Annotated in this window: 21 protein-coding genes and 1 pseudogene; 9 read left to right on the top strand and 13 right to left on the bottom strand. The window is 69.7% G+C overall.

Annotated features, from left to right (window positions below; all coding sequences use genetic code 11):
• Window positions 1-11: 11 nt before the first annotated feature.
• Entirely contained in the window at window positions 12-584 is a 573-nt protein-coding gene (locus EAH86_RS12870) for a DUF937 domain-containing protein (RefSeq protein ID WP_140741351.1), read from the top strand.
• A gap of 156 nt (window positions 585-740) precedes the next feature.
• Here EAH86_RS12870 and gatB read toward each other — a convergent pair whose 3' ends face one another.
• From gatB to gatC, 3 genes are all read right to left on the bottom strand, one after another.
• Window positions 741-2273 (bottom strand): Asp-tRNA(Asn)/Glu-tRNA(Gln) amidotransferase subunit GatB, encoded by a 1533-nt coding sequence (gatB, locus tag EAH86_RS12865; protein WP_140741348.1) that lies wholly within the window; start codon window positions 2271-2273, stop codon window positions 741-743.
• A 5-nt stretch (window positions 2274-2278) separates the two neighbouring features.
• Window positions 2279-3796: an Asp-tRNA(Asn)/Glu-tRNA(Gln) amidotransferase subunit GatA gene (gatA, locus tag EAH86_RS12860; protein ID WP_140741345.1), complete on the bottom strand. Its 1518-nt coding sequence runs from the start codon at window positions 3794-3796 to the stop codon at window positions 2279-2281.
• 70 nt (window positions 3797-3866) lie between these two features.
• Window positions 3867-4163 (bottom strand): Asp-tRNA(Asn)/Glu-tRNA(Gln) amidotransferase subunit GatC, encoded by a 297-nt coding sequence (gatC, locus tag EAH86_RS12855; RefSeq protein WP_140741343.1) that lies wholly within the window; start codon window positions 4161-4163, stop codon window positions 3867-3869.
• A gap of 82 nt (window positions 4164-4245) precedes the next feature.
• On the opposite strand from gatC, the gene mce reads away from it, so the two are divergent.
• From mce to EAH86_RS12830, 5 genes are all read left to right on the top strand, one after another.
• Window positions 4246-4686: a methylmalonyl-CoA epimerase gene (gene mce, locus EAH86_RS12850; protein WP_140741341.1), complete on the top strand. Its 441-nt coding sequence runs from the start codon at window positions 4246-4248 to the stop codon at window positions 4684-4686.
• A 63-nt stretch (window positions 4687-4749) separates the two neighbouring features.
• Complete coding sequence (locus EAH86_RS12845) at window positions 4750-5463, top strand: class I SAM-dependent methyltransferase (protein ID WP_206665827.1); 714 nt, start codon at window positions 4750-4752, stop codon at window positions 5461-5463.
• Between the two features lie 101 nt (window positions 5464-5564).
• Window positions 5565-6905 carry a crotonyl-CoA carboxylase/reductase gene (gene ccrA / locus EAH86_RS12840; RefSeq protein ID WP_140741338.1) on the top strand — a complete coding sequence of 447 codons (1341 nt, stop codon included), beginning with the start codon at window positions 5565-5567 and terminating at the stop codon, window positions 6903-6905.
• Window positions 6906-6954: 49 nt separating this feature from the next.
• Window positions 6955-8439, top strand: a complete 1485-nt coding sequence (locus EAH86_RS12835; protein WP_241668349.1) for an AI-2E family transporter — start codon at window positions 6955-6957, stop codon at window positions 8437-8439.
• A gap of 12 nt (window positions 8440-8451) precedes the next feature.
• Window positions 8452-8907 carry a hypothetical protein gene (locus EAH86_RS12830; RefSeq protein ID WP_140741336.1) on the top strand — a complete coding sequence of 152 codons (456 nt, stop codon included), beginning with the start codon at window positions 8452-8454 and terminating at the stop codon, window positions 8905-8907.
• Between the two features lie 197 nt (window positions 8908-9104).
• Here EAH86_RS12830 and EAH86_RS12825 read toward each other — a convergent pair whose 3' ends face one another.
• The 5 genes from EAH86_RS12825 to EAH86_RS12805 all read right to left on the bottom strand — a co-directional run bounded on the left by EAH86_RS12825 (window position 9105) and on the right by EAH86_RS12805 (window position 13968).
• Complete coding sequence (locus EAH86_RS12825) at window positions 9105-9404, bottom strand: hypothetical protein (protein WP_140741334.1); 300 nt, start codon at window positions 9402-9404, stop codon at window positions 9105-9107.
• On the bottom strand, window positions 9362-9934 hold the full coding sequence (locus tag EAH86_RS12820) for a SigE family RNA polymerase sigma factor (protein ID WP_140741332.1): 573 nt from the start codon (window positions 9932-9934) through the stop codon (window positions 9362-9364). The genes EAH86_RS12825 and EAH86_RS12820 overlap by 43 nt, the downstream gene beginning before the upstream one ends.
• A gap of 2 nt (window positions 9935-9936) precedes the next feature.
• Window positions 9937-11466, bottom strand: a complete 1530-nt coding sequence (locus EAH86_RS12815; protein ID WP_140741330.1) for a hypothetical protein — start codon at window positions 11464-11466, stop codon at window positions 9937-9939.
• Between the two features lie 162 nt (window positions 11467-11628).
• A complete protein-coding gene (locus EAH86_RS12810) occupies window positions 11629-13407 on the bottom strand; it encodes a 3-hydroxyacyl-CoA dehydrogenase family protein (RefSeq protein ID WP_140741328.1) in 1779 nt (592 codons plus the stop codon).
• Between the two features lie 156 nt (window positions 13408-13563).
• Complete coding sequence (locus EAH86_RS12805) at window positions 13564-13968, bottom strand: hypothetical protein (RefSeq protein ID WP_140741326.1); 405 nt, start codon at window positions 13966-13968, stop codon at window positions 13564-13566.
• An 80-nt stretch (window positions 13969-14048) separates the two neighbouring features.
• On the opposite strand from EAH86_RS12805, the gene nucS reads away from it, so the two are divergent.
• A complete protein-coding gene (nucS, locus tag EAH86_RS12800) occupies window positions 14049-14744 on the top strand; it encodes an endonuclease NucS (protein ID WP_140741324.1) in 696 nt (231 codons plus the stop codon).
• Window positions 14745-14801: 57 nt separating this feature from the next.
• On the opposite strand, the pseudogene EAH86_RS20830 reads toward nucS, so the two are convergent.
• A pseudogene (locus EAH86_RS20830) lies at window positions 14802-15383 on the bottom strand (histidine phosphatase family protein); the annotation flags it as partial.
• A gap of 56 nt (window positions 15384-15439) precedes the next feature.
• Complete coding sequence (locus EAH86_RS12790; protein WP_140741319.1) at window positions 15440-16249, bottom strand: DeoR/GlpR family DNA-binding transcription regulator; 810 nt, start codon at window positions 16247-16249, stop codon at window positions 15440-15442.
• A 216-nt stretch (window positions 16250-16465) separates the two neighbouring features.
• On the opposite strand from EAH86_RS12790, the gene EAH86_RS12785 reads away from it, so the two are divergent.
• The gene (locus EAH86_RS12785; protein ID WP_140741317.1) at window positions 16466-17368 is read left to right on the top strand and encodes an SIS domain-containing protein; all 903 of its coding nucleotides are present in this window, start codon (window positions 16466-16468) and stop codon (window positions 17366-17368) included.
• 115 nt (window positions 17369-17483) lie between these two features.
• Here EAH86_RS12785 and EAH86_RS12780 read toward each other — a convergent pair whose 3' ends face one another.
• From EAH86_RS12780 to ngcE, 3 genes are all read right to left on the bottom strand, one after another.
• Complete coding sequence (locus tag EAH86_RS12780; RefSeq protein WP_140741316.1) at window positions 17484-18383, bottom strand: carbohydrate ABC transporter permease; 900 nt, start codon at window positions 18381-18383, stop codon at window positions 17484-17486.
• Window positions 18383-19381 carry a sugar ABC transporter permease gene (locus EAH86_RS12775; protein ID WP_338325247.1) on the bottom strand — a complete coding sequence of 333 codons (999 nt, stop codon included), beginning with the start codon at window positions 19379-19381 and terminating at the stop codon, window positions 18383-18385. The genes EAH86_RS12780 and EAH86_RS12775 overlap by 1 nt, the downstream gene beginning before the upstream one ends.
• Window positions 19382-19467: 86 nt before the next feature.
• Window positions 19468-20883, bottom strand: a complete 1416-nt coding sequence (gene ngcE / locus EAH86_RS12770; RefSeq protein ID WP_140741313.1) for an N-acetylglucosamine/diacetylchitobiose ABC transporter substrate-binding protein — start codon at window positions 20881-20883, stop codon at window positions 19468-19470.
• 152 nt (window positions 20884-21035) lie between these two features.
• Here ngcE and EAH86_RS12765 point away from each other — a divergent pair, with 152 nt between their 5' ends.
• Window positions 21036-22985: a DUF5107 domain-containing protein gene (locus EAH86_RS12765; protein ID WP_140741311.1), complete on the top strand. Its 1950-nt coding sequence runs from the start codon at window positions 21036-21038 to the stop codon at window positions 22983-22985.
• Window positions 22986-23078: the final 93 nt, after the last annotated feature.

The following is a 23078-nucleotide window of genomic DNA, read 5'->3' as shown; positions in this document are numbered from 1 at the left end:
GAGGGGTACCCATGTCCGCAGTGGACGAGATCCTGTCCCAGGTCGACCTCAACCAGCTCGCCCAGCAGGTGGGCGCCGACCCGGCCGAGGTGGAGCAGGCAGCTCGCACCGCCCTGCCGGCCCTGCTCGGTGGCCTCGACGCCAACGCTGCCGACCCCGCGGGCGCCGCGTCGCTCACGGAAGCCCTTGGGCAGCACGACGGTTCGCTCATCGACGGTGGGGTGGACCTGACCCAGGTCGACCCGACCGAGGGCGAGAAGATCGCGCACCACATCTTCGGCGACAACCAGGAGCAGGTGCTCAACCAGCTCGGGGGCGTCGGTGGCGGCGCGAGCAAGGGCATCGTGGCCAAGCTCATCCCGATCCTGGCGCCGATCGTGCTCTCCTGGTTGGCGAAGAAGGTCCTCGGCGGAGCAGGTGGCGCCGCGCGAACTCCATCGGGAGGCGCCGGTGGAGGTGGCCTCGGCGACATCCTCGGTCAGGTCCTCGGTGGGGCGACCAAGGGCACCCAGTCCGGCGGGATCAACACCGGATCCATCATCAGCGACGTGCTCGGTGGACTCCTCGGCGGCGGCCGCCGCTGACCCGACCTGCTGCTGTTGGAAGTGGAACTTCCGGATATCCGGCAGTTTCACTTCCAACAGGGCGCTGGCCCGGGGCGGCAGCGAAGGTGCGACGAGGGGGTATGCCGCGTGGGCGGCATACCCCCTTGTCGTGCCCTCGCGGGACTTGCGTCAGGGTCAGGTGAGCTTGGCGAGGATGATCTCGCGGGCCTTGCCGGCGTCGGCCTGGCCCTTCATCTCCTTCATCACCTGACCGATGAGCGCGCCCGCGGCCTGGACCTTGCCGTCGCGAACCTTCTGCGCCACATCGGGATTGGCGTCGATGACCTTGTCGACGGCCGCCTCGAGGGCACCGTCGTCCTGCACCAGCTCGAGGCCACGCGCGTCCGCGACCTCGAGAGGCGTGCCCTCGCCGGCGATGACGCCTTCGAGCACCTGACGCGCCATCGAGTCGTTGAGCCGGCCGTCGCGGACCAGCCCGTCGAGCTCGGCGATGTGGGCCGGGGTGACGCCGAAGTCCTCGACCGACTTCACCTCGACGTTCGCCCGGCGGGCGAGCTCACCGGTCCACCACTTGCGTGCGCCGGCCGGCGTGGCGCCCGCCGCCACCGTCTCCTCGATGAGGTCGACGGCACCGGCGTTCATCACGTCCCGCATCTCGAGATCGCTGTAGCCCCAGTCACTCTGGAGCCGCTTGCGGCGAAGGCCGGGGGCCTCGGGCAAGGTGCCCCGCAGGTGCTCGACGGTCTCGCGCGTCGGTGCGACGGGCACGAGGTCCGGCTCCGGGAAATAGCGGTAGTCGTCGGCGTCGGACTTCTCGCGGCCACTCGTCGTGACCCCGGTGTCCTCGTGCCAGTGCCGGGTTTCCTGCCTGATCTTCTCGCCCTTGTCGAGCACCGCGGCGTGACGCGTGATCTCGTAGCGGATCGCCCGTTCGACGCTGCGCAGCGAGTTCACGTTCTTGGTCTCGGTGCGGGTGCCGAGGGGCACGTCGTCCTGGTTCTCGTCGCCAGCTGCCTTGGGGCGCAACGAGAGGTTGGCATCGCAGCGCAGCGAACCCTGCTCCATCTTGACGTCCGAGACCCCGAGCGCGCGCAGCAGCTCACGCAGTGCGCCGACGTAGGCCTTGGCCACCTGGGGCGCCCGCTCACCTGCACCCGTCAGCGGCTTGGTGACGATCTCGATGAGGGGGATGCCGGCCCGGTTGTAGTCGACCAGTGAGTGGTCGGCGCCGTGGATCCGGCCCGTGGCGCCACCGACGTGCAGCGACTTGCCGGTGTCCTCCTCCATGTGGGCGCGCTCGATGGCGACCCGGTAGGTGGTGCCGTCCGACAGCTCGACGTCGAGGTGGCCCTCGAAGGCGATCGGCTCGTCGTACTGGCTCGTCTGGAAGTTCTTCGGCATGTCCGGGTAGAAGTAGTTCTTCCGGGCGAACCGGCACCACTCGGCGATCTCGCAGTTGAGCGCGAGGCCGATCCGGATGGCCGACTCGACAGCCTTCTCGTTCACGACGGGCAGCGCACCCGGCAGACCCAGGCAGACCGGGCAGACCTGGGTGTTGGGGTCGGCGCCGAACCCGGTCGCGCAGCCACAGAACATCTTGGTCGCGGTGTTGAGCTCGACGTGCACCTCGAGACCCATCACGGGGTCGTAGCGCTCGAGCGCCTCGTCGTAGTCGACGATCTCCTCGGCGGTGGCAGCGGTGGTCATCGGGGTCACGCTCCCTTCGCGGTCAGCTCGGGGGCCTTGGCCAGCAGCGACCCGCCCCACTTGTCGACGAGCATCTTCTCCAGCGCGGCACCCACGTTGTAGAGCCGCTCGTCCTTGGTCGCCGGGGCCAGGATCTGGATGCCGGTGGGCAGCCCGTCCTCCTCGGCCAGGCCACTCGGCAGCGACATGCCGGGCACGCCCGCGAGGTTGGCCGGGATCGTCGCGACGTCCTGGAGGTACATCGACATCGGGTCGTCGAGCTTGTCGCCGAGCTTGAACGCCGTGGTCGGGGCGGTCGGGCTGACCAGCACGTCGACCTGCCCGAAGGCGCGGTCGAAGTCGCCGGCAATGAGGCGACGGACCTTCTGCGCCTGGCCGTAGTAGGCGTCGTAGTAGCCACTCGACAGGGCGTAGGTGCCGAGGATGATCCGGCGCTTCACCTCGTCACCGAAGCCGGCGTCGCGGGTGGCCGCCATGACCTGCTCGGCACTGGGGTCGTCGATGCCCTCGGGCAGCACCCTCAGGCCGTAGCGCATGGCGTCGAACTTGGCGAGGTTCGAGGACGCCTCGCTGGGCAGGATCAGGTAGTAGGCCGCGAGCGCGTAGTCGAAGCTCGGGCAGGAGACCTCGACGATCTCGGCGCCGGCCTCCTGGAGCAGCGCCACCGACTCGTCGAAGCGGGCGCGCACACCGGCCTGGTAGCCCTCGCCGCCGAGCTCCTTGATGACGCCGACCTTGAGCCCCTTCACGTCGGCGTTCCGCGCGGCCTCAACGACCGAGGGCACCGGCGCGTTGATCGACGTCGAGTCCATCGGGTCGTAGCCGCCGATGACCGAGTGCAGCAGGGCAGCGTCGAGCACGGTGCGGGTGCACGGGCCGGCCTGGTCGAGGCTGGACGCGAGCGCCACGAGACCGTACCGGGAGACGCCACCGTAGGTCGGCTTCACGCCGACCGTGCCGGTCACCGACGCGGGCTGGCGGATCGAGCCGCCAGTATCCGTGCCGATGGCCCACGGCGCCTCGTATGCCGCGACGACGGCTGAGGAGCCACCTCCGGACCCGCCGGGGATGCGGGTGAGGTCCCAGGGGTTGTGGGTGGGGCCGTAGGCGGAGTGCTCGGTGGAGGAACCCATCGCGAACTCGTCCATGTTGGTCTTGCCGAGGATCGGCATGCCGGCCGCCTTGAGGCGGCTCACGACCGTGGCGTCGTAGGGCGGGATCCAGCCCTTGAGGATCTTGGAGCCGCAGGTGGTCGGCAGGCCCTTGGTGACCATCACGTCCTTGACGGCGATGGGCACCCCGGCGAGGACGTGGAGGTCCTCCCCTGACGCGCGGCGCTGGTCCACGGCCTGGGCCGCCGCGAGGGCGCCCTCGCCGTCCACGTGCAGGTAGGCGTGCACGTCGGCGTCGACGGTGGCAATGCGGTCGAGGTGGGCCTGCACGACCTCGACAGAGCTGACTTCGCGGGAGTCGAGCGCATGGGCGAGCTCGGCAGCGCTGAGGCGGGTGATGTCGGAGTTCACGAGTGGTGGTCCTTGGTCTGTCGCGGATGGGGCGCGGCCATCTGGGTCGGCACGCGGTGGGACGCGTTGGTCAGTCTTCGTCGAGGATGCGCGGCACGGAGAAGCGCTGCTGCTCCTGCTGGGGCGCCCCGGAGAGGGCGGCCTCCGCGCCGAGCGACGGACGAACCACGTCCGGGCGGGTGACGTTGGTCAGCGGCAGCGGGTGCGACATCGGCTCGATGTCCTCGGCAGCCACTTCCTGGACCTTGGCGACGGACTCGAGGATGACACCCAGCTCGCCGACCATGCGGTCGAGCTCGACATCGGACAGGTCGATGCGGGCGAGGCCGGCGAGGTGCGCGACGTCGTCCCGGGACAGTGCGGACATGACGGCCAGTCTAGGGGCGCGGTCTGGAGCGTGACGCATCGCTCATGTCGCGCCATACCCACGTCCGCCTAGGCTGACGAGCATGACTGGACTGCCCACCGAGCTCTTCACCGCCATCGACCACGTCGGGGTCGCCGTGCGCGACCTGGACGAGGCGATCGCGTTCTACCGCGACACCTACGGCATGACGCTGGCGCACGAAGAGGTCAACGAGGAGCAGGGCGTCCGCGAGGCGATGATGGCCGTCGGAGGCAGCGGGTCGCACATCCAGCTGCTCGCCCCCCTGTCCCCCGAGTCGACCATCGCGAAGTTCCTCGACCGCTCCGGTCCGGGCGTCCAGCAGGTCGCCTACCGCGTCGAGGACGTCCAGGCGGTCAGCGACGTGCTGCGCGAGCGTGGGCTGCGGCTGCTCTACGACGAGCCGCGGCGCGGGACCTCCAACTCGCGGGTGAACTTCATCCACCCCAAGGACGCGGGCGGCATCCTCGTCGAGCTCGTCCAACCGGCCCACGAGACCCACTGAGGCGGCTGCTCTCCCGTTGGTGCCCCATTGGCGGGCCCGCCACTGCCGGGCCACCATGGATGGGTGACGAACGAACGCGACGCAGACCTTGCGGCTGCCGACGCCCACACCCGTACCCTGGCCGAGGCGGGCCGCGAGGACCCGACGGGTTGGTTCGAGCGGCTCTACGCGCAGGCCTCGCGTGGCGCGGCGACAGTCCCCTGGGATCGCGGCGTCCCCAGCGTCCTGTTGGTCGAGTGGGCCGAACGCGAGCAGGTCGACGGCGCGGGTCGGACGGCGATCGTGGTCGGTGCAGGCTATGGCCGCGACTCCGAGTTCGTGGCCGGACTGGGCTTTCGCACGACGGCCTTCGACATCTCACCCACCGCGGTTCGGGACACTCGCGAGCGCTTCCCGGACACCACGGTGGACTATGTCGCCGCGAACCTCCTCGACCTGCCGCCGACCTGGCTGGGTGGCTTCGACCTGGTGGTCGAGGACATGACCGTCCAGTCGCTGCCCGAGTCGCTCCGGTCCGAGGCCACCCGGGCCGTGGCGTCCCTGGTCGCCCCGAACGGCACGCTCGTGGTGGTCGCCGCAGCACGCGACGAGGACCAGCACGTCGACGGCCCACCGTGGCCGCTGACACCAAGCCAGGTGGAGGCATTCGCCGCCGGCGGCCTCGAGCGGCTGGACGTCGAACGCATCCCGGATGCGGTCGACCCGGAGGTGCACCGGTGGCTGGGACTGTTCACGCGGCATACCTCGCCCGCCTCGGCCGAGGGAGTCGGCGGGTGAGGTAGGTCACCGCGTGACCGGAGTCTCACTGCTGTCCCGGTTGCCTTACTCCGCAGTAGTTTCGGCTGCAGCCGTGCCGACGACGCCGAGGAGCCACACCCATGAAGGACATCCGCGACGCCATCCTCTCCGGAGACCGTTCCGAGGGGACCTATGCCGGGCTGACCATCCCCGACACCTACCGTGCCGTGACCGTTCACAAGGACGAGGTGGGCATGTTCGAGGGCATGGCCACCAAGGAGAAGGACCCCCGCAAGTCCCTGCATCTTGACGACGTCCCGGTGCCGGAGCTCGCGCCCGGTGAGGCTCTCATCGCGGTCATGGCCAGCGCCATCAACTACAACACCGTGTGGACCTCGATCTTCGAGCCGGTGTCGACGTTCGGGTTCCTCGAGCGCTACGGCCGCACCTCGGAGTTCGCCAAGCGGCACGACCTGCCCTACCACGTGGTCGGTTCCGACCTGGCCGGCGTCGTGCTGCGGACCGGACCGGGCGTCACCAAGTGGAAGCCGGGCCAGGAGGTCGTGGCGCACTGCCTGTCGGTAGAGCTCGAGGACGCCGAGGGCCACAACGACACGATGCTCGACCCGCAGCAGCGGATCTGGGGCTTCGAGACGAACTTCGGAGGGCTCGCGGAGCTCGCGATCGTGAAGTCCAACCAGCTGATGCCCAAGCCGGGACACCTGACGTGGGAGGAGGCGGCCTCGCCCGGGCTGGTGAACTCGACGGCCTACCGGCAGCTGATCTCCAAGAACGGCGCCGCCATGAAGCTCGGTGACCGCGTGCTGATCTGGGGCGCCTCCGGTGGCCTCGGGTCGTACGCCACCCAGATGGCGCTGTCCGGTGGCGCCACCCCGATCTGCGTCGTCTCCTCGCCTGAGAAGGCCCAGATCTGCCGCGACATGGGTGCTGAGCTGATCATCGACCGCAGCGCCGAGGGCTACCGCTTCTGGAACGACGAGAACACCGCGCAGGACCCGCGCGAGTGGCAGCGGCTCGGCAAGAAGATCCGTGAGCTGACCGGCGGGCACGACGTCGACATCGTCTTCGAGCACCCGGGTCGGGAGACCTTCGGCGCCAGCGTCTACGTCGCGCGCAAGGGCGGCACGATCGTCACCTGTGCCTCCACGTCGGGCTACATGCACGAGTACGACAACCGTTACCTCTGGATGAACCTCAAGCGGATCATCTCGAGCCACTTCGCCAACTACCGGGAGGCGTGGGAGGCGAACGAGCTGGTCAACCGCGGCCTCATCCACCCCACCCTCTCCAAGACGTACTCCATGGACGAGGTCGGGCAGGCCGCGCTCGACGTGCACCGCAACGCCCACCAGGGCAAGGTCGGCGTGCTCACCCTTGCCCCCGAGGCAGGCCTCGGCGTGACGAAGGCCGAGATGCGGGCGTCCCTGCTCCCCCAGATCGACCGGTTCCGCAACGCCTGACCTGCGGTGATGCCCCAGCGTCAGGATCGCGTGCCATAGGCTCGGACCCATGTCAGCCCTGGACCGGTGGCGTGAGTTCCGGCGCGCTCAGCGCGCCGCCCTGCTCGCCAGCAATCACCCGCACCAGGGCGCGGAGTTCGAGACGCCGTCCGGGCCGACCGGTCTGCTCGCGGAGATCCTGCCCGGTCGCCGGTCGGGCGACGACGCGGCTGCCGGTGCGGGTCCAGGGGTGGGTCGGGGTGTGGGCGCCGGCGCGACTGCAGCACTTGTCACCCCCGAGGCGGCGCGCGGTGACGCAGACGGACGCCCTGGCGGGGGCCCATCCGCGCGCCCTGGCGGGGGCCCATCCGCGCGCCCTGGCGGGGGGCCGTTCGGGCGCCCTGGCGCGAGCCCGGACGACGGGTCAGATGACGACGGCCCTGACGACGGGCGCGACGACCGGAACGAGGGCCAGGAGCAGGGCCGTGGCCGTCGCTACGGCCAGGCCGGCCGCCCGCTCAACCGCCAGTCCCCGTTCTACATGGGCTTCGTCGGCGGCATCGGTGTGCTCACCGCCCTGCTGCTGTGGCAGACCATGGGACGGCTCACAACGGTCCTCACCCTGGTCGTCATCGCCTTCTTCCTCGCCCTCACGCTGAACCCGCTCGTCGAGTTCCTGACCCGCCACGGCCTGCGGCGCGGTGGGGCGGTCGCGGTCGTGTTCGCCGGCGTGGTGGCGGTCTTCACCCTGCTCGGGCTCGTCGTGGTGCCGCCCGTCATCTCCCAGGGCACCGACCTGGCCCAGAAGGCGCCCGACTACCTCGACCAGATCCTCCGGAGCAGCTTCGTCAAGGACCTCGACCAGCACTACGGCGTGGTCGACAAGATCCAGACCGAGTTCAACAAGCGGATCACCGACGGCAACTTCCTCAGCCAGGTCTTCGGCGGCGTGCTCGGTGTGGGGGCGGCCGTCATCGGAGGGATCTTCCAAACCTTCACGGTGCTGGTCCTCACGCTGTTCCTGCTCGCGTCGTTTCCGCGCGTCAAGCAGGGCGCCTATGCGATCGTGCCCGCCTCGCGTCGCCCTCGCGTGATCTCGCTGTCCGAGGAGATCATGCGCCGCACCGGCTCCTACGCGATCGGCCAGGTCGCCGTGGCGACGATCAACGCCGTCTGCTCGTGGATCATGATGATGATCGTCGGCATCCCGTATGCCGCGGTGCTGGCTGTGGCGGTCGGCTTCCTCGGCCTGATCCCCATGGTCGGCGCGACCGCTGGGGCAGCCGTCGTGTGCCTCGTGGCGATCTTCGACGAGCCGAAGAAGGCGATCATCGCCCTCGTCTACTACGTGGTCTACCAGCAGATCGAGAACTACGTGGTGGCTCCCCGGATCATGCAGCGCACCGTGTCCGTCCCGGGCGCCGTCACCGTGGTGGCCGCCCTCGCCGGTGGCACCCTCCTCGGCGTCCTCGGCGCGCTGCTCGCCATCCCGGTGGCCGCCGGTCTGTTGCTGCTCTACGAAGAGGTCCTGCTGCCGCGGCAGCGCCGTCACTGACGGGCTGGTCTGATGAGTCGTGTGCTTGGCGTCTCCGAGAGGACAGCAGGCCGAGTTGCGGCGCGACTCCTGGCGGTCGAGTCGGCGCTGCTCGCGGTCTCGCTGCCCGGGCAGCTCATCTTCCTGCTGTCCCTGAGGTGGCAGGTTGGCCCCGCGCCGCAACTGCACAGGATGGCTGCCACGATCCTCCCCCTCGAGCTGCTTGCCCTGGTGACGGGAATCCTCGCTGGATGCGCCGCCGCGGCCGTGGCTCGGCGGCGCACCGACGCGTTCGCCCTGACGGTGACCACGGCGGTGCTGACGGTCGTCCAGGCGATCGGGTGGGCCGGGGTCCTGCAGGGACACCTGCAGGACCCCGCCTTGGCCACAGCCTGGACACTGACGACCGTCCCACCGCTCGTGGCGTTGGCGCTGTTGGTGGTCGCCCGCCGCCGATCGACAGGGTCGGCCGCGACTGCTCTTCAATGAGCCACCGCCGTCACCATCCCGGACCACTCGAGACCTACCCATGCGGGTGTCCCGCCATACCCCGTTTCTCAGGTTGCGCGCCGCCACTGCGCGCGACCTCTGTGCACAGACCTGGTGCCTTCTGCGCAGTGACCGGGTCTCTGCGCAGCTGTGCTCACGTCTGTGCACAGACCTCGGGTATGCCGTGTGGCCAGGGCTCAGCGGATGGAGCCTCGGGTGTGCCGACGGTCGCGGGCCTCCCAGCACGGGGTGTGCCAGTGCCGGCGGTCGTCCAGCCCACCCATGCCGTCGGCCGGCCAGGCCACGACGTGGGGCGTACCCGTCGGGATGTTCTGCTGGCAGCCCGGGCACAGGTACGCGCGGGTCGCCCCACTGCCGGTGACGCGGCGCACGAACCACTCGCTCCCGGCATACGTCTCCCGTCGCGCGGTCCCCCCGACCGCGCGGTCGAGGTTCAGCGGGGCGTCGTCACGGCGACGCCGGTTGGCTCGGGGCATGCGTCCGAGTCTTCCAGAGGTGAGGACATCGCCCGCATCGCCGCCATCGCCCGGTGCGCCGTCACCCGAACCGAGACCACCGAGCAGTCGAGCGCCTCGGCGATCGCCGAGTCGGGCAGGTCGTCGTAGTAGCGCAGCACGAGGACCGCCCGCTGGTGCCGGGTGAGGCGCGACAGCAACGTCCACACCTGGTCCCGGTCCGCCAGTGCGTCCCCCGAGTCAGGCTGGACGCGGGCCAGCCCGTCCGCCGTCACCAGGTCGTGAGACACCACCTCCCGGGAGGCCCGTCTGCGCTTGCCCGAGATGAAGGTGTTCACCATCGCGCGCCGGACGTAGGCGTCGACGCTGTCGGCCGACTCCACCCGGCGCCAGTGGACGATCACCTTCGCCAGGGTGTCCTGGACGAGGTCCTCCGCATCATGCCGGTTGCCCGTCAACGACAGCGCCGCGCCCATGAGCCGTGGCAACGCACCTTCGACGTACCGTGCCGCGGACTCCGGCGCGGTCGCCCCCCGGCTGAAGACCCGCATCGTCAGCGCCCCTTCGCTGCCGGCAGCCCGGACGCTTCGACCTTGGCCGCGACGATGCCGCTGAGCCGGATCGCTTCGGCCTTCGCGTCGTCGGCCGGCAACGTGTCGACGACGACCGAGACGATGACGTCACCGACCCGGCGAGCGGCGAGATACGCGCCTCCACTCCCCGTGCTGTGGGACAGCCAGGTCTCCTGCGGGTCCTCGCCGGGCCATGACACCCGCTGCTGGTGCGGCATCCACGCACACATGCCCGTGTCCTGCTGCAGGGCTCGGAAGCTCACGGCGCCCGATCCTGTCGGCCACCCCGTGACGCCGAAGCTCACGCTGGGGTCGGCTCCCGCGCCGTCGCCGGCCCAGGCGTCCTGCTGGGACCCAGCCACCGGATGCGGTGCAGCGTCGCTGGTGGCCTGGCGTTCCGGCCGACCGCTCAGGTCGCAGACCTGCGCCCCTGTTGCCGCCGGCATGTTCCGACTGACCAGCGCGTCGCCGTGATACCTCATGCCGAAACGCAGCTGGGACGCGGCGGGGAAGACGTCGCCGAACTCGTAGTCGTCAGGTTGTTGGACGGGCTCGGCGGCCTCGGCACCGACCTCCGACGCAGCGTTGGGAGCTGCGGCGCTGTCGCCGAGGGGCCTGCCGACCGCCGGCGGGAAGGCCTCCCGAACGAGACGGCTGGCTGCCTCGGACGACAGGCTGGTGGCGACCTTGCGCGCCTCTGCGGCATCGCGCCCGCGAGCGGTGCCGGAGAGCAACACGTCGCCAACCCGCGTCACCGCCATGACCACGGTCTGCGTGATGTCAGCGGTCGTCTCGGTCGCGGTGAACAGCAGCGACTCGTCGCCGTCCGACGTCCAGTCGACCGCTTTCATGGTCGTCGGGACGAGGCACGGCAGGGCACCCCTGCGCAGGTCGGCCATCGCGTCTGCGCCCGTCCCGGTGGTGAAACCTGCCAGGCCGAGCTGGGCACCCAACGACCCGGGCGCCGAGCTCAGCTGGAACTGGAACGACTGCCCCGCAACCGGTTGTCTGAGCTCGGCCAGTTCCTCCCACCGGCAGAAGCCGGCCACCCCACCGAGGTCCGGGTCCTCGCCGGCCACGGCCACTTCCACCGTGGAGCTGCGCAGGCCGGACGAGCCGGAGACCGGCGGCTTGACCGGAAGAAAGTCCAGTGGCCGAGCCCCGGCTGGCAGCGGGTCGGGCACGACGTCGTCCGGGAACCGGTAGGAGAAGGGTGCTGTGCCGGGGACCAGGCTCGACCAGCGCTTGGCGGAGGCCGAGGTCGACGAGGTGACCGCCGGAGTGAGGCCCGCGTCGCGACCGAACACACCTGCCCCCACCCCCACGGCGGCGCCCACGATCGCCACAGTGGCGGCCACCGCCCCCACGGTCATCCCGATGCGTCGGCGCCGCAGCCGGTCGGCTCGGGCGAAGGCCCCCGCACCCACCCCGGACAGCTGGCCGCGCCCGTCCCCTCGAGCCTGCGCGAACGTGTCACGCAGCAGGTCCTCGAGCTGCTCGTCGGTCTCCATCGGTCCACCCCTCACCGGCCCGCTCCACCGCAGGGCCTCCACCCTGACAGACGAGCCGGGGCAGCACGGACGTTACGTCCCGTGCCACCCGGATCGGGACATTTCCGGTATGCCGCGCGGGCGGCATACCGGGGAGGCCGTCAGGGCGGTGGGTGCGAAAGGTCAGGCGTAGGTGCGGAAGCCGCGCCCGGTCTTGCGACCGAGGTAGCCGGCCGTGACCATGTGCTCGAGCAGCGGGGCCGGGGCGAACCCGGGCTCGCGGAACTCGAGGTAGAGCTCGCGCTGGATCGCCAGCGAGACGTCGTTGCCCACGACGTCGAGCAGCTCGAACGGCCCCATCGGCAGCCCACAGCCGGTCTTCATCGCGGTGTCGATGGCGTCGGCGGTGGCGTAGTTGGCCGAGAGCATCTTGACGGCGTCGTTGAGGTAGGGGAACAGCAACGCGTTGACGATGAAGCCGGAACGGTCGCCGCAGGTGACGGCGTGCTTGCCGACCTTGGCGCAGACGTCCTGCACCGTCGCCACGACGTCGGGAGCGGTCGAGACGGTGTGGACGACCTCGACCAGCTTCATCACCTGGGCGGGGTTGAAGAAGTGCATCCCGATGACGTCCTGCGGACGCGACGTGGCGGCCGCGCAGTCGACGACGGGCAGCGACGACGTCGTGGTCGCCAGGATGGCTCCCGGCTTGCAGATCTCGTCGAGGTTCTCGAACAGCGCCCGCTTGACGGCCAGGTCCTCCACGACCGCCTCGACGACCAGGTCGACGGCGGCCAGGTCGTCCAGCGACGTGCTGCCGGTCAGGTGGCCCAACGCCGCGGTGCGGTCCTCCTCGCTGAGCTTGCCCCGCTGGACGGCCTTCTCGAGCGACTTGGTGATGGCGGCGGTGACGGCGTCGACCTTGGGCTGGCTCCGGGTGACGTAGACGACGTCATAGCCGGCCTTGGCGAAGACCTCGATGATGCCGGTCGCCATCGTGCCGGAACCGACCACCCCGACCGTGCGCACCGGGCGCAGCGCGGCGCCGGACTCGACTTCCGACTTCGGGGTGAGCGCGTCGTCGACGAGCTGGCTGCTGCCCGGCTCGGCGTAGGTGTAGAACCCGCGACCGCTCTTGCGGCCCTTGAGCCCGGCGCTGACCATCTGCTTGATGACCGGGCTGGGGGCGTGCAGGCGGTCGCGTCCCTGCTTGTACATCGTGTCGAGGATCTCGTAGGCGGTGTCGAGACCGATCAGGTCCATCAGCGCGAGTGGGCCCATCGGGTAGCCGCAGCCGAGCTTCATCGCCGCGTCGATGTCCTCGCGGCTGGCATAGCGCGACTCGAACATCGAGACGGCATGGTTGAGGTAGCCGAACAGCAGCGCGTTGGCGATGAACCCGGCCTTGTCGCCCACGATGACGGGCTGCTTGCCGAGCCGGATCGCGAGCGCCTTGACGTCCTCGAAGACCTCGTCCTCGGTGACCACGGTGCGGATCACCTCGACGAACTGCAGCACGGGGGCCGGGTTGAAGAAGTGCATCCCGACGACCCGCTTGGGGTTGCCGGTCGCCACGGCGATCTCGGTGACCGACAGGGACGAGGTGTTCGTCGCGAGGATGGCGTCAGGGCCGACGATGGCGTCGAGCTTGCCGAAGAGCTCCTTCTTGAGGTCCAGCTGCTCCGGCACCGCCTCGACCACGAGCTGGCAGTCGGCGAGCTCGTCGAGGCTCGGGGTGAACTGCACCCGCGCATGCAGCGCGGCCTGGTCCTCCTCGGTCAGCTTGCCGCGGGTCACGGCGCGGCCGGTGGAGTGCTCGAGCACCCCGCGGCCCTTCTCGACAGCCGCCTCGTCCACCTCGACGGCGACGACGTCGATGCCGTTGCGGGCGAACACCTCGACGATGCCGGCACCCATGGTGCCGAGACCGACTACTCCGACCTTGCTGAACTCACGAGCCATGCCGCGAGTCTGGCAGAGCAGGTATGCCGCGTGGACCCCCGGGCGGCGTGACGGTCACCACCCCGACGTCCAGGCGCCCCGACCGGCGGGGTCTTTGAAGGATCGGCCACGTCAGGATGTGGCACATCCTTCAAAGACCCGCGGTCACCCTGCGGGTCACCAGTCGTGACCGGCGCCGATGAGGGCGGACTCCATGTGGAAGCGCTGTTCGCGGGACAGGCCGCGGATCGCGGTCGGCACCGGGATGTCCACCGCGCGGCAGTAGTCCCGCAGCGCGTGGTCGTACGCCAGCCGCGCAGCCATCAGACGTTCGGCCTTGCGGGGCTGGTCACCGGCCTCGACCCGGCGGATGTGGGCGGCGAGTCGGCTCAGCTCCATCGCCAGCAGGATCGGTGGGATCGGCTCGCTCGCCGGGCGCCGCGAAGCACGCCACGTCTGCGCCCTGGCGACGGTGGGCCCAAGCATCCTGGGTGGCTGGCCCGTGGTGAGCCAGCGCACCCCGCTCACGAGGGTGCCCATCACGAGGGCGAGGCCGGCAACGTTGCCCAGGACATACGGCATACCAACTCACCTCTGTGCTCTGAGTGTGCGCTCCGGACCCCGGCACGCGCAACGGTCCGTGGGCCGTAGAGTGGCGCCTCGTGCGGCTGGTCATTGCGAAGTGTTCGGTGGACTACGACGGGCGTCTGTCAGCCCACCTCCCCCTGGCGACTAGGCTCCTGCTCGTCAAGGCCGACGGGTCGGTGCTCGTCCACAGCGACGGGGGTTCCTACAAGCCGCTCAACTGGATGTCACCGCCGTGCGCGATGGCCGAGGTCGAGCCCGAGGCCCACGAGGCAGCCGACGGCGTCATCCTCGCGTGGCAGGTGCAGCACGCGAAGTCCGAGGACCGGCTGCGGGTGCTGATCCACGAGGTCCTGCACGACTCCGAGCACGAGCTCGGCGTCGACCCGGGGCTGATCAAGGACGGCGTGGAGGCCCACCTCCAGCGGCTGCTGGCCGAGCACATCCACACCCTGGGCGAGGGCTACAGCCTGGTCCGGCGCGAGTACATGACGGCCATCGGCCCGGTCGACATCCTCTGCAAGGACGCCACCGGGAGGTCGGTCGCCGTGGAGATCAAGCGGCGCGGCGACATCGACGGCGTCGAGCAGCTGACCCGCTACCTCGAGCTGATGAACCGCGACCCGCACCTCTCACCCGTCACCGGGGTGTTCGCCGCCCAGGAGATCAAGCCGCAGGCTCGCACGCTGGCGACCGACCGCGGGATCCGTTGCGTGACACTGGACTACGACGCGCTCAAGGGCATCGACAACAGCGAGCACCGCCTGTTCTGATGGTGGCTTGCGTCGGTCACACGAGGCCCGGTCGGTCGACCCCGGCCAGGTGCGGACGTCGATGCCGTCGCCGTCCACCGCCACCTCGGCCACCCCGCAGTTGGGGAGGAACTTGGCCTTCGCGAGGTCGTCGCGCACGTTCCCCGAGATCCGGGGCAGCACGAACGACATGACGCCCCCGTGCGAGAAGACCAGGACGGTCTCGCCACGGAACTGGTCGGCGATCGAGAGCAGCGCCTCGCGGTAGCCGGTGAGGACCTCCTCCCCGTTCACCCCACCGGGGATGCGCCTGCGCAGGTCTCCGTGGACCCAGGCCATGAAGACCGACTGCAGCTCGGGGTCGTCGTGGGGCCGGCCCGCGAGGGCACCGACCGAGAACTCCTCGAGCCCCTCGACCGCGCGCGACTCCACCCCGAGGATCTCGGCCGCGACCGCTCCCGACTGGACGGCCCGACCCAGCGGGCTCGTGCGGACGGCAGCCACCCGGCGTCCGGCGAGCGAGTCAGCCAGGGCCGTGGTCTGCTCGACACCCTTGTCCGACAGCCAGCCGCCCTCGTCCGACAGGACTGACGGGTGGCCGTACTCGGCGTCGCCGTGGCGGGCGATGAGAAGGGTTGCTGCGCACTGCAGGTCGCTCATGCGTCGAGGGTATGCGGGGTGGCTGGCACCGTGGGCGACGAACCAGTCAGCCGCGCTCAGACGATCTCCACGGTCACGCCGGCGGCCCGGAACTCGTCGAGCGCTGCCGGCGGCGCGGTGGCGTCGGTGACGAGCACCTGGATCTGCTCCGAGGAGCAGATCCGGGCAAAGGCGCGTCGACCCACCTTGTCGCCGGTGGCCACGACGACCACGCGGTCGGCGCGCTGGACCATGAGCGAGTTGACGCCGGCCTCGCCCTCGTGCTCACAGGTCGCCCCGCCGGCGGCCGAGACACCGTCGACACCCAGGACCACGGTGTCCAGCCACAGCTCGCCCAGCACCATCGAGGCGAGCGGACCAGAGAGCTCGTAGGACTCGGGCCTCGCCACACCACCGAGCGAGACGCAGCGGATGAACGGCCGCAACACCATCTCCGTCGCGATGTTGAGGGCGTTGGTCACCACGGTGATCGACGGGCGCCGCGACGAGGCTGCGAGGTCGGCACGCGCCGCGAGCTTGCGCGCCGTCGCGCTGGTCGTGGTGCCACCGTTGAAGCCGACGACGGTGCCCTCGGGCACGAGGCTGGCCGCGAACGTTGCGACGCGGTCCTTGGCCGAGTCGCCGCCGCCCTGCTTGTAGCGGACCGGCAGGTCGTAGGCCACCGCACTGGCCACCACCCCGCCGTGAGTACGGGTGACGAGCTGCTGGGCGGCCAGGTCGCCGAAGTCTCGCCGCACGGTTGCTTCGGAGACTCCGAGCGCGTCAGCGGCCTCACCCACGCTGATCCGACCGCGCTCGGCCAGCATCCCGAGCAAGGTGCTCCAGCGCGCGCCACGGTCCGCGACCTTGGGGTTTCGACGAGTCATATCGGCCTTCTGACGGTCGTGGGGTGCTCGGCGAGTTGCGAGGTGATCGAATTCAAGCGCTTCACCCCCCTACCGATCAAGATGTGTCGCCCCGTGACCATCGTGGGCTCAGCGGGTAGCTGGGCCACTCGGGACTTGACTGATCGATTTCGATCGAACAAGATTCAAACCAATCGAATTAACGCACGCCTGCTGTCAGGAAGGAAAGGTGTGTCCATGGCCGAGTACACGAGCCACCTCGCCCGCGAGATCGCCACGCAGCCCGACGACTGGGAGGCGGTCCAGGGCCGACTGGACGAAGCCCGATCCGTCCTGCCGCGTCCAGGCGCGGAGGTCGCCGTCGTGGGCTGCGGCACGTCCGCGTTCATGGCCCAGGCATACGCCGCCCTGCGCGAGTCCACCGGAGTGGGCCGCACGGACGCCTACGTGGCGAGCGAGTTCCCCCACACCCGCAGCTACGACCACGTGGTGGCGATCTCGCGATCCGGCACCACGACAGAGGTCATCGAGCTCCTCACGGCACTCAAAGCGCGGGGGCAGAGCACCACGGCGCTCGTCGCCACCGAGGGAACCACGATCCCCCAGCTGGCCGACCAGGCCCTGCTGCTGCCCGAGGTCGACGAGCAGTCGGTCGTTCAGACCCGGTTCGCCACGACCACCCTCGCCCTCCTGCGGGCCTCGCTCGGCGAGGACCTCGCGTGCGTGGTGGCGCAAGGCCGGGCCGTCCTCGCCGAGGACGAGAAGTCGGCCCTCGAGGGTGTCCTCGACGCCGAACAGGTGACGTTCCTCGGTCGTGGCTGGGCCATCGGCATCGCCCACGAGGCGTCTCTCAAGCTGCGCGAGTCTGCCCAGTTCTGGACCGAGTCCTACCCGGCGATGGACTATCGGCACGGCCCGATCAGCATCGCCGGACCCGGTCGCGCCGTGTGGTCGTTCGGGCCCGCGCCCGAAGGGCTCGGCGACGAGGTGACTGCCACGGGTGCCTGGTTCGAGGACCGCGCGATCGACCCGCTCGCGGATCTGCTGCGGGTGCAGCGGCTGTGCCTGGCCAAGGCGGCGATGGCCGGTGTGGACCCCGACCAGCCGCGCCACCTCTCCAGGTCCATCATTCTCTCCTGACCCCCTGAACCTGGCACGTTTGCAGGGCACGCCCACCGGGCGTGCCCTGCAACCACGTCTACCGGGGCCTGTCGGGCCTGTGGGGCGTGCTCTGGACCACGCCTACTTGAGGGGCCTACTTGAGGGTGCCCTGGGACAGCGATCCCTGCAGCTGGCGCTGGAAGATGATGTAGACGATCAGCACCGGCACCACGGTGATCACGACGGCCGCGAACAGCTGGCCGAAGTTGACGGCATACCCCGCCTGAGAGGCGAACCTCGCCATGCCCTGCGACAGGACGTAGTTGTCCTCGTTGGTGTTGAGGGCGACGGGCAGCAGGAACTGGTTCCAGAGGCCGAGGAAGTTGAAGATCGCCACGGCGACGATGCCCGGTCGCGCCATCGGCACCATGACCTGCGCGAAGGTGCGCCACTCCCCGGCGCCATCGAGCTCGGCCGCCTCGGCGATCTCCTGCGGCAGAGCCCGGAAGAAGGGGTAGAGGAAGAACACCGTGAACGGGAACGCGAACGCGACGTAGGTCGCGACCAGGCCCGGCAGGGTGTTGAGCAGCCCGGTGTTCTTGAGCACGAAGAACAGCGGCACGATCGCGAGAAAGACCGGGAAGGTGAGGCCGGCAAGGATGAGGTAGTAGACCAAGTCGCTGCCCGGGAAGGGATAACGGGCAAGGGAGTATGCCGCCGCGGAACCCAGCAGCATGACGAGCACCAGGGCGGCGGTCACGACGAACACCGAGTTGAGCAGGTAGCGCCCGATGTGGGAGTCGGTCCACGCCCCGATGTAGTTGTCGAAGCTCCAGTGCTGGGGAAGAGCGAGCGGTGAGTTGAAGATCTCGCCAGTGGTCTTCCACGAGGACAGGAAGACCCAGGCCAGGGGGAGGATCACCAGGATCGACCACAGCGTGAGGACCACGTGGGAGATCACCGTGAACTTGCGGTCGCCCTTGTTGGGCGGGCTCGTGTCGGGCCGACCGTGGTCAGCGCGCTTCTTCTCGACGGCTTCCTCGCGCACGGTCATCAGCGGTCCCTCCCCCGGGTGAGGCGGTTGATGGTGAACACCACGGCGGCGAAGGTCAGGGTGGTGGCGGCGAGGAACACGCCCATCGCGCTGGCCAGGCCGAACTGGCCCTTCTTGAAGGCTGTGTTGAACAGGTCCTGCGTCATCGTGAGCGTGGAGTTCTGGGGGCCGCCGCTGGCGTTGAGGGCGGCCATGTACACGAACGCGTCCAGCGCGAGGATCCCGAGGTAGATGTAGGCGGTCTGGATGGTGTCACGCACCATCGGGAGGGTGACCATCATCGTCATCCGGACGCGGCCTGCGCCGTCCACGCGGGCGGCGTCGTACAGCTCTGACGGAATGCCCTTGATGGCGGCGATGAACAGCACCATGTAGAAGCCGACGAAGCCCCAGATGATGACGAACATGGTCACCGGCATCGCCGTCGAGACCTCGCCGAGCCAGGCGAAGGACTCGAACCGATCGAGGCCGATGCCGGTCAGGAGACCGTTGACCAGGCCACTCGACGGGTCGAACATCTGCGACCAGATCAGGCCGATGACAATCGCCGGGATCGTGTAGGGGAAGAACGAGACGATCCGGTACAAGGACGACCGGTCGAGGCCGCGCACCGCGCCGGTGCTGGATCCGCCGACGGTCACCATGGTCGCCAGGGCCAGCGAGAGCACGATGGTGACGAACGGGACGACGAGGGCCAGCAGCAGGTTGTTGCGGACCGCCTTGAGGAAGATGTCGTCGTGCAGCAGGGCCTTGTAGTTGGCCAGGCCGACGAACTCGAAGGTGTCCGAGAACCCGCCCCAGTTGGTGAGCGAGTAGATGAACGCCTGGACGAAGGGCCACAGCACGAACAGGGAGTAGAACGCGAACGGCAGGCCGAGCGTGATCAGGATGAAGACGATGCGGGCGCGGCTCATCCGGCGTCGACGAGGACGCTTGAACCGCGAGGAACCGCTGGGGGGTGCGACGACATCCGTCATCGAGGGCACGACTGCCGTCATGGGTGGCCTTCCTGTCCGGCTGTGGTGACGATGGGCGGGGGCAAGGGGGCGCCCGGCCCGGCATTACTGCCGGACCGGGCGGAGGGTCACTTGACCTCGACCTTCTTGACCGAGGCGTCGTTGGCGACCTTGTCGGTGATGGACTGCAGCTGCTTGGTGAGCCCAGCAGCGTCGATCTGGCCGGAGAGGAAGGCGTTCCACGGGACCAGCTGGTCCTGGTTCATGCCGTAGACGTCGACGAAGTTCCACGTGAACACGTCACTGCCCGCTCCGCTGAGCATGGCGCCCTGCGACTTGAGCGCCGTGGAGCCGAAGCCGTCCTCGGGCACGGTGCCCTTGACGATGGTCGGGGACAGCTTGGTCTTCGCGAAGTTGGTCGCTGCCTCCTTCGAGAGCATGGCCCGGAGGATCTCCTTGCCACCGGCGGCGTTCTTGGCCTTGCTCGGCACGACGAAGGGCTCGCCTGCCGCCGAGTGGAGTGCCGTGTAGGGCATCTTCGCCGACGCGGTGAGCGAGGGCTCGGGCGCGCCGGTCATCTTGAAGTCTGCCTTGGTCTGCGACTTCATCTCGTTCTCGATCCACGAGCCCGACGGGTAGAGCAGGGCGGCCTGGTCGTTGCTCCACTGGGCCTGCGCGGCGGTGAACTGGGTGCCACCACCACCAGGCTTCATGTAGCCGTTCTTGACGATCGTCTCCATGGCCTTGAGGACGCCCTGCACCGGCGCGAGCGACCAGCAGCTGGGCTTGAGGTTCTCCAGCGCGAGGCGGACCTCGTCGCCGCCCTCCTTGATCGCCGAGGCGATGGCCAGCGTCTGGTAGTAGGTGGCCGCCTCCTTGCCCCAGAGGAAGAGGAACTTCTTCTGGGCCTTGGCCTTGCCACCGAGCTGGATCGCCTCGTCCCATGTCTTCGGCGGGGTCCACCCGTTGGCCTCGAAGAGGGACGCGGAGTACCACAGGGCGTAGACCGTCTGGACGTAGTTGATCGCGACGAGCTTGCCGTTGATCGTGCCCGGCGCCTCGACCCCGGGATACAGGGTGTCCTTGATCGTCGTGCCCTCGAGGTTCTTGGCGGCGAACACGTCGCTGAGGTCCTCGAGCTGGTCGGCGATCGTGTTGAGGCCGATCGCGTTCGCCCCGGAGTTGTCGATCAGGTCCGGTGGGTTGCCACCCACGAACCGGGGCTGGAGCTCCTGGGCGATCTGGGTCGAGGGCTTGACGGTGACCTTGCTGCCCGCCTGCTCCTTCTGGACCACACCGGCGGCGAAGGTCACGTAGTCGAAGCCGTAGCCGCCGTTGAAGATGACCGCTTCGACGGTTGACTTGTCGGCCATGCCGAACGGGTTCTTGTCACTCTTGGACCCACCGGCGGCCGTGGACGAGCTGTCCGAACCCCCGCCTCCTGTGGCGCATCCCGCCAAGGACAGGGCTGGAACCGCCAAGCCCCCTGCAAACGCCAGTTGAAGAATCGTGCGCCGACCAACCTGCATGCCTCGAGGATCCATCCACTCCCTACTTCCCGGTCCCGGGCGGGGACTTGCCCACCCGTCTGGATGACACGATCTTTGGCGTGTCGCGATTGCCACATCGTGCTGCGCCGTGATCGATTGTGTCAAGGTTATTGACCCAAGCAGTCACGATCAATCACAGTTCTCGCGTGACCAACCCGCAATCCGCACAGGTGCGGCTGCTGTCCCTGCCAGTTCTGGGCTCCCTCCCGGGCGACCCCAGCCCACTGCCGGCCCTGACGCCGGCACGCGGCCCGACGACCACGCGCGTGAGCGACGAGGCACCCGCAGACATGATGGAGCGAGTCGCCCGCGGCCGCATCTTGTCGCCCCTCCCCTACGGCGTGCTGAGCGACTACGACCGCGCCGACGACGCGCTGGAGCTGCCGGCCATCGAGCTCCGGAACGGGTGGCTTCGAGCCCTCGTGCTCCCCTCGCTCGGCGGTCGTGTCTGGTCACTGGTCGACGAGGTGAGCGGCCGCGAGCTGGTCCACCGCAACCCGCGGCTGCGGTGGGCCAACTTCGGGCTCACGGACGCGTGGTTCGCGGGCGGCATCGAGTGGAACCTCGGCTCCACCGGCCACACCACCACCTCCAACCTCCCCATGCATGCCGCCGTCCTCGACACCCCCCTCGGGCCGGTCGTCCGCCTGTGGGAGTGGGAGCGGACCCGCGACCTCGTCCTCCAGGTCGACCTGTGGCTCTGCGGTGCCCGGTTGATGACGTCAACGCGGGTGGTCAACCCGGACCCCGTTCCCAAGCCGCTCTACTACTGGACCAACATCGCGGTGCCCGAGACGCCCGGTACCCGCGTGCTCGTGCCGGCGAGCCACGCGTGGCGCACTGACTACGCGGGCGTGCTGGAGCGGGTGTCCGTGCCGTTTCCCGACGGTCCGGTCGACGTGAGCGTTCCCAGCAACAGCCGGTATGCCGCGGACTACTTCTACGAGGTCGGTGACCAGGCCGGTCGGCTGGTCTGCGCCGTGGAGCCCGACGGTCGCGGGATCGCCCAGACGTCCACCGACGCCCTGCGCGGCCGCAAGCTGTTCCTCTGGGGCAACGGCCCCGGAGGCCAGCGATGGCAGGACTGGTTGGGTGTCCGGGGTACCCGCTACGTCGAGATCCAGGCAGGCGTGTGCCCGACCCAGCTCGAGCACGACCTTCTCGACGCGGGCGCCAGCAGGACGTGGACCGAGGCTTTCGTGCCGCTCGACCTGGACCCGTCCGTGGCAGCCACGGACTACGACGCGGCCGCGCGGGCGGCGCGCACGGCGGTCCACGAGGCCGCTCCGCCAGCCTGGCTGGCGGAGCAGCACGGCCGGTGGCTCGCCGAGGTGGCCGACCTCGGCCCGGGCGAGCTGATCCACACCGGATCAGGGTGGGGCCGGGCCGAGCTCGCCCTGCGTGGGGCGGCTGGCCCGGTCGGCACGCCTTTCCCCGAGGTCGACGACGACAGCCTGCCCTTGCTCCGGTTCGCCGAGCGGGGCGATCCCACGGAACTCGACCGCATCCCGCCTGACCGCTCACCCCTGCCGGTGGTCTCGGACCGATGGATGGCACGGTTGGCCGACGCCGCGGGGCGCGGGGCGGGCTGGTGGGCGCACTACGCCCTGGGCACGGCCCGCCACGTACGTGGCGACCTCGAAGGCGCCCACGCGGCCTACCTGCGCAGCACCGAGCTGCTCCCGAGCGCCTGGGCGCTGCGCGGGCTGGCGCTGCTCTGCGGGGACGCCACGGAACGCGCGGAGCTGTATGAGCGGGCGGGTGTGCTCGCGCCGGACGACCGGCGGCTCGCCGTCGAACGCCTCGTCTCGCTGCTGGACGCGGGGCAGCCCGAACGCGTCGTGGCCGCCGTGACCGCCCTGCCCGACGCCTTGCGCGCGCACGGGCGCACCCAGATGGTCCTCGCCGATGCACTGGCAAGGCTGGGCGAGGAGCACGCCGCACTCGAGATCCTGGAGGACCTCGAGGTGCCGGACCTCGCCGAGGGCGACCGGACGCTGGCGGAGGTCTGGGAACAGCTGCGCCCCGGCGAGCCTGTGCCACCTCGGTTGGACTTCCGCATGTCGCCCAGCGTGGCCAACGGCCCGGCCGACTGACCCGTCCCGCGGGTCACTGTGCTGCGTGCACCGGCTCCGCGTCGTCCACGCCGAGCAGGCCGGGGTGGACCCGGATCGACCCCGACACCTGTC

This window comes from Pedococcus bigeumensis, from assembly GCF_006438965.1.
Classification (GTDB): domain Bacteria; phylum Actinomycetota; class Actinomycetes; order Actinomycetales; family Dermatophilaceae; genus Pedococcus; species Pedococcus bigeumensis_A.
This window is presented reverse-complemented; position numbering and strand designations above follow the sequence as displayed.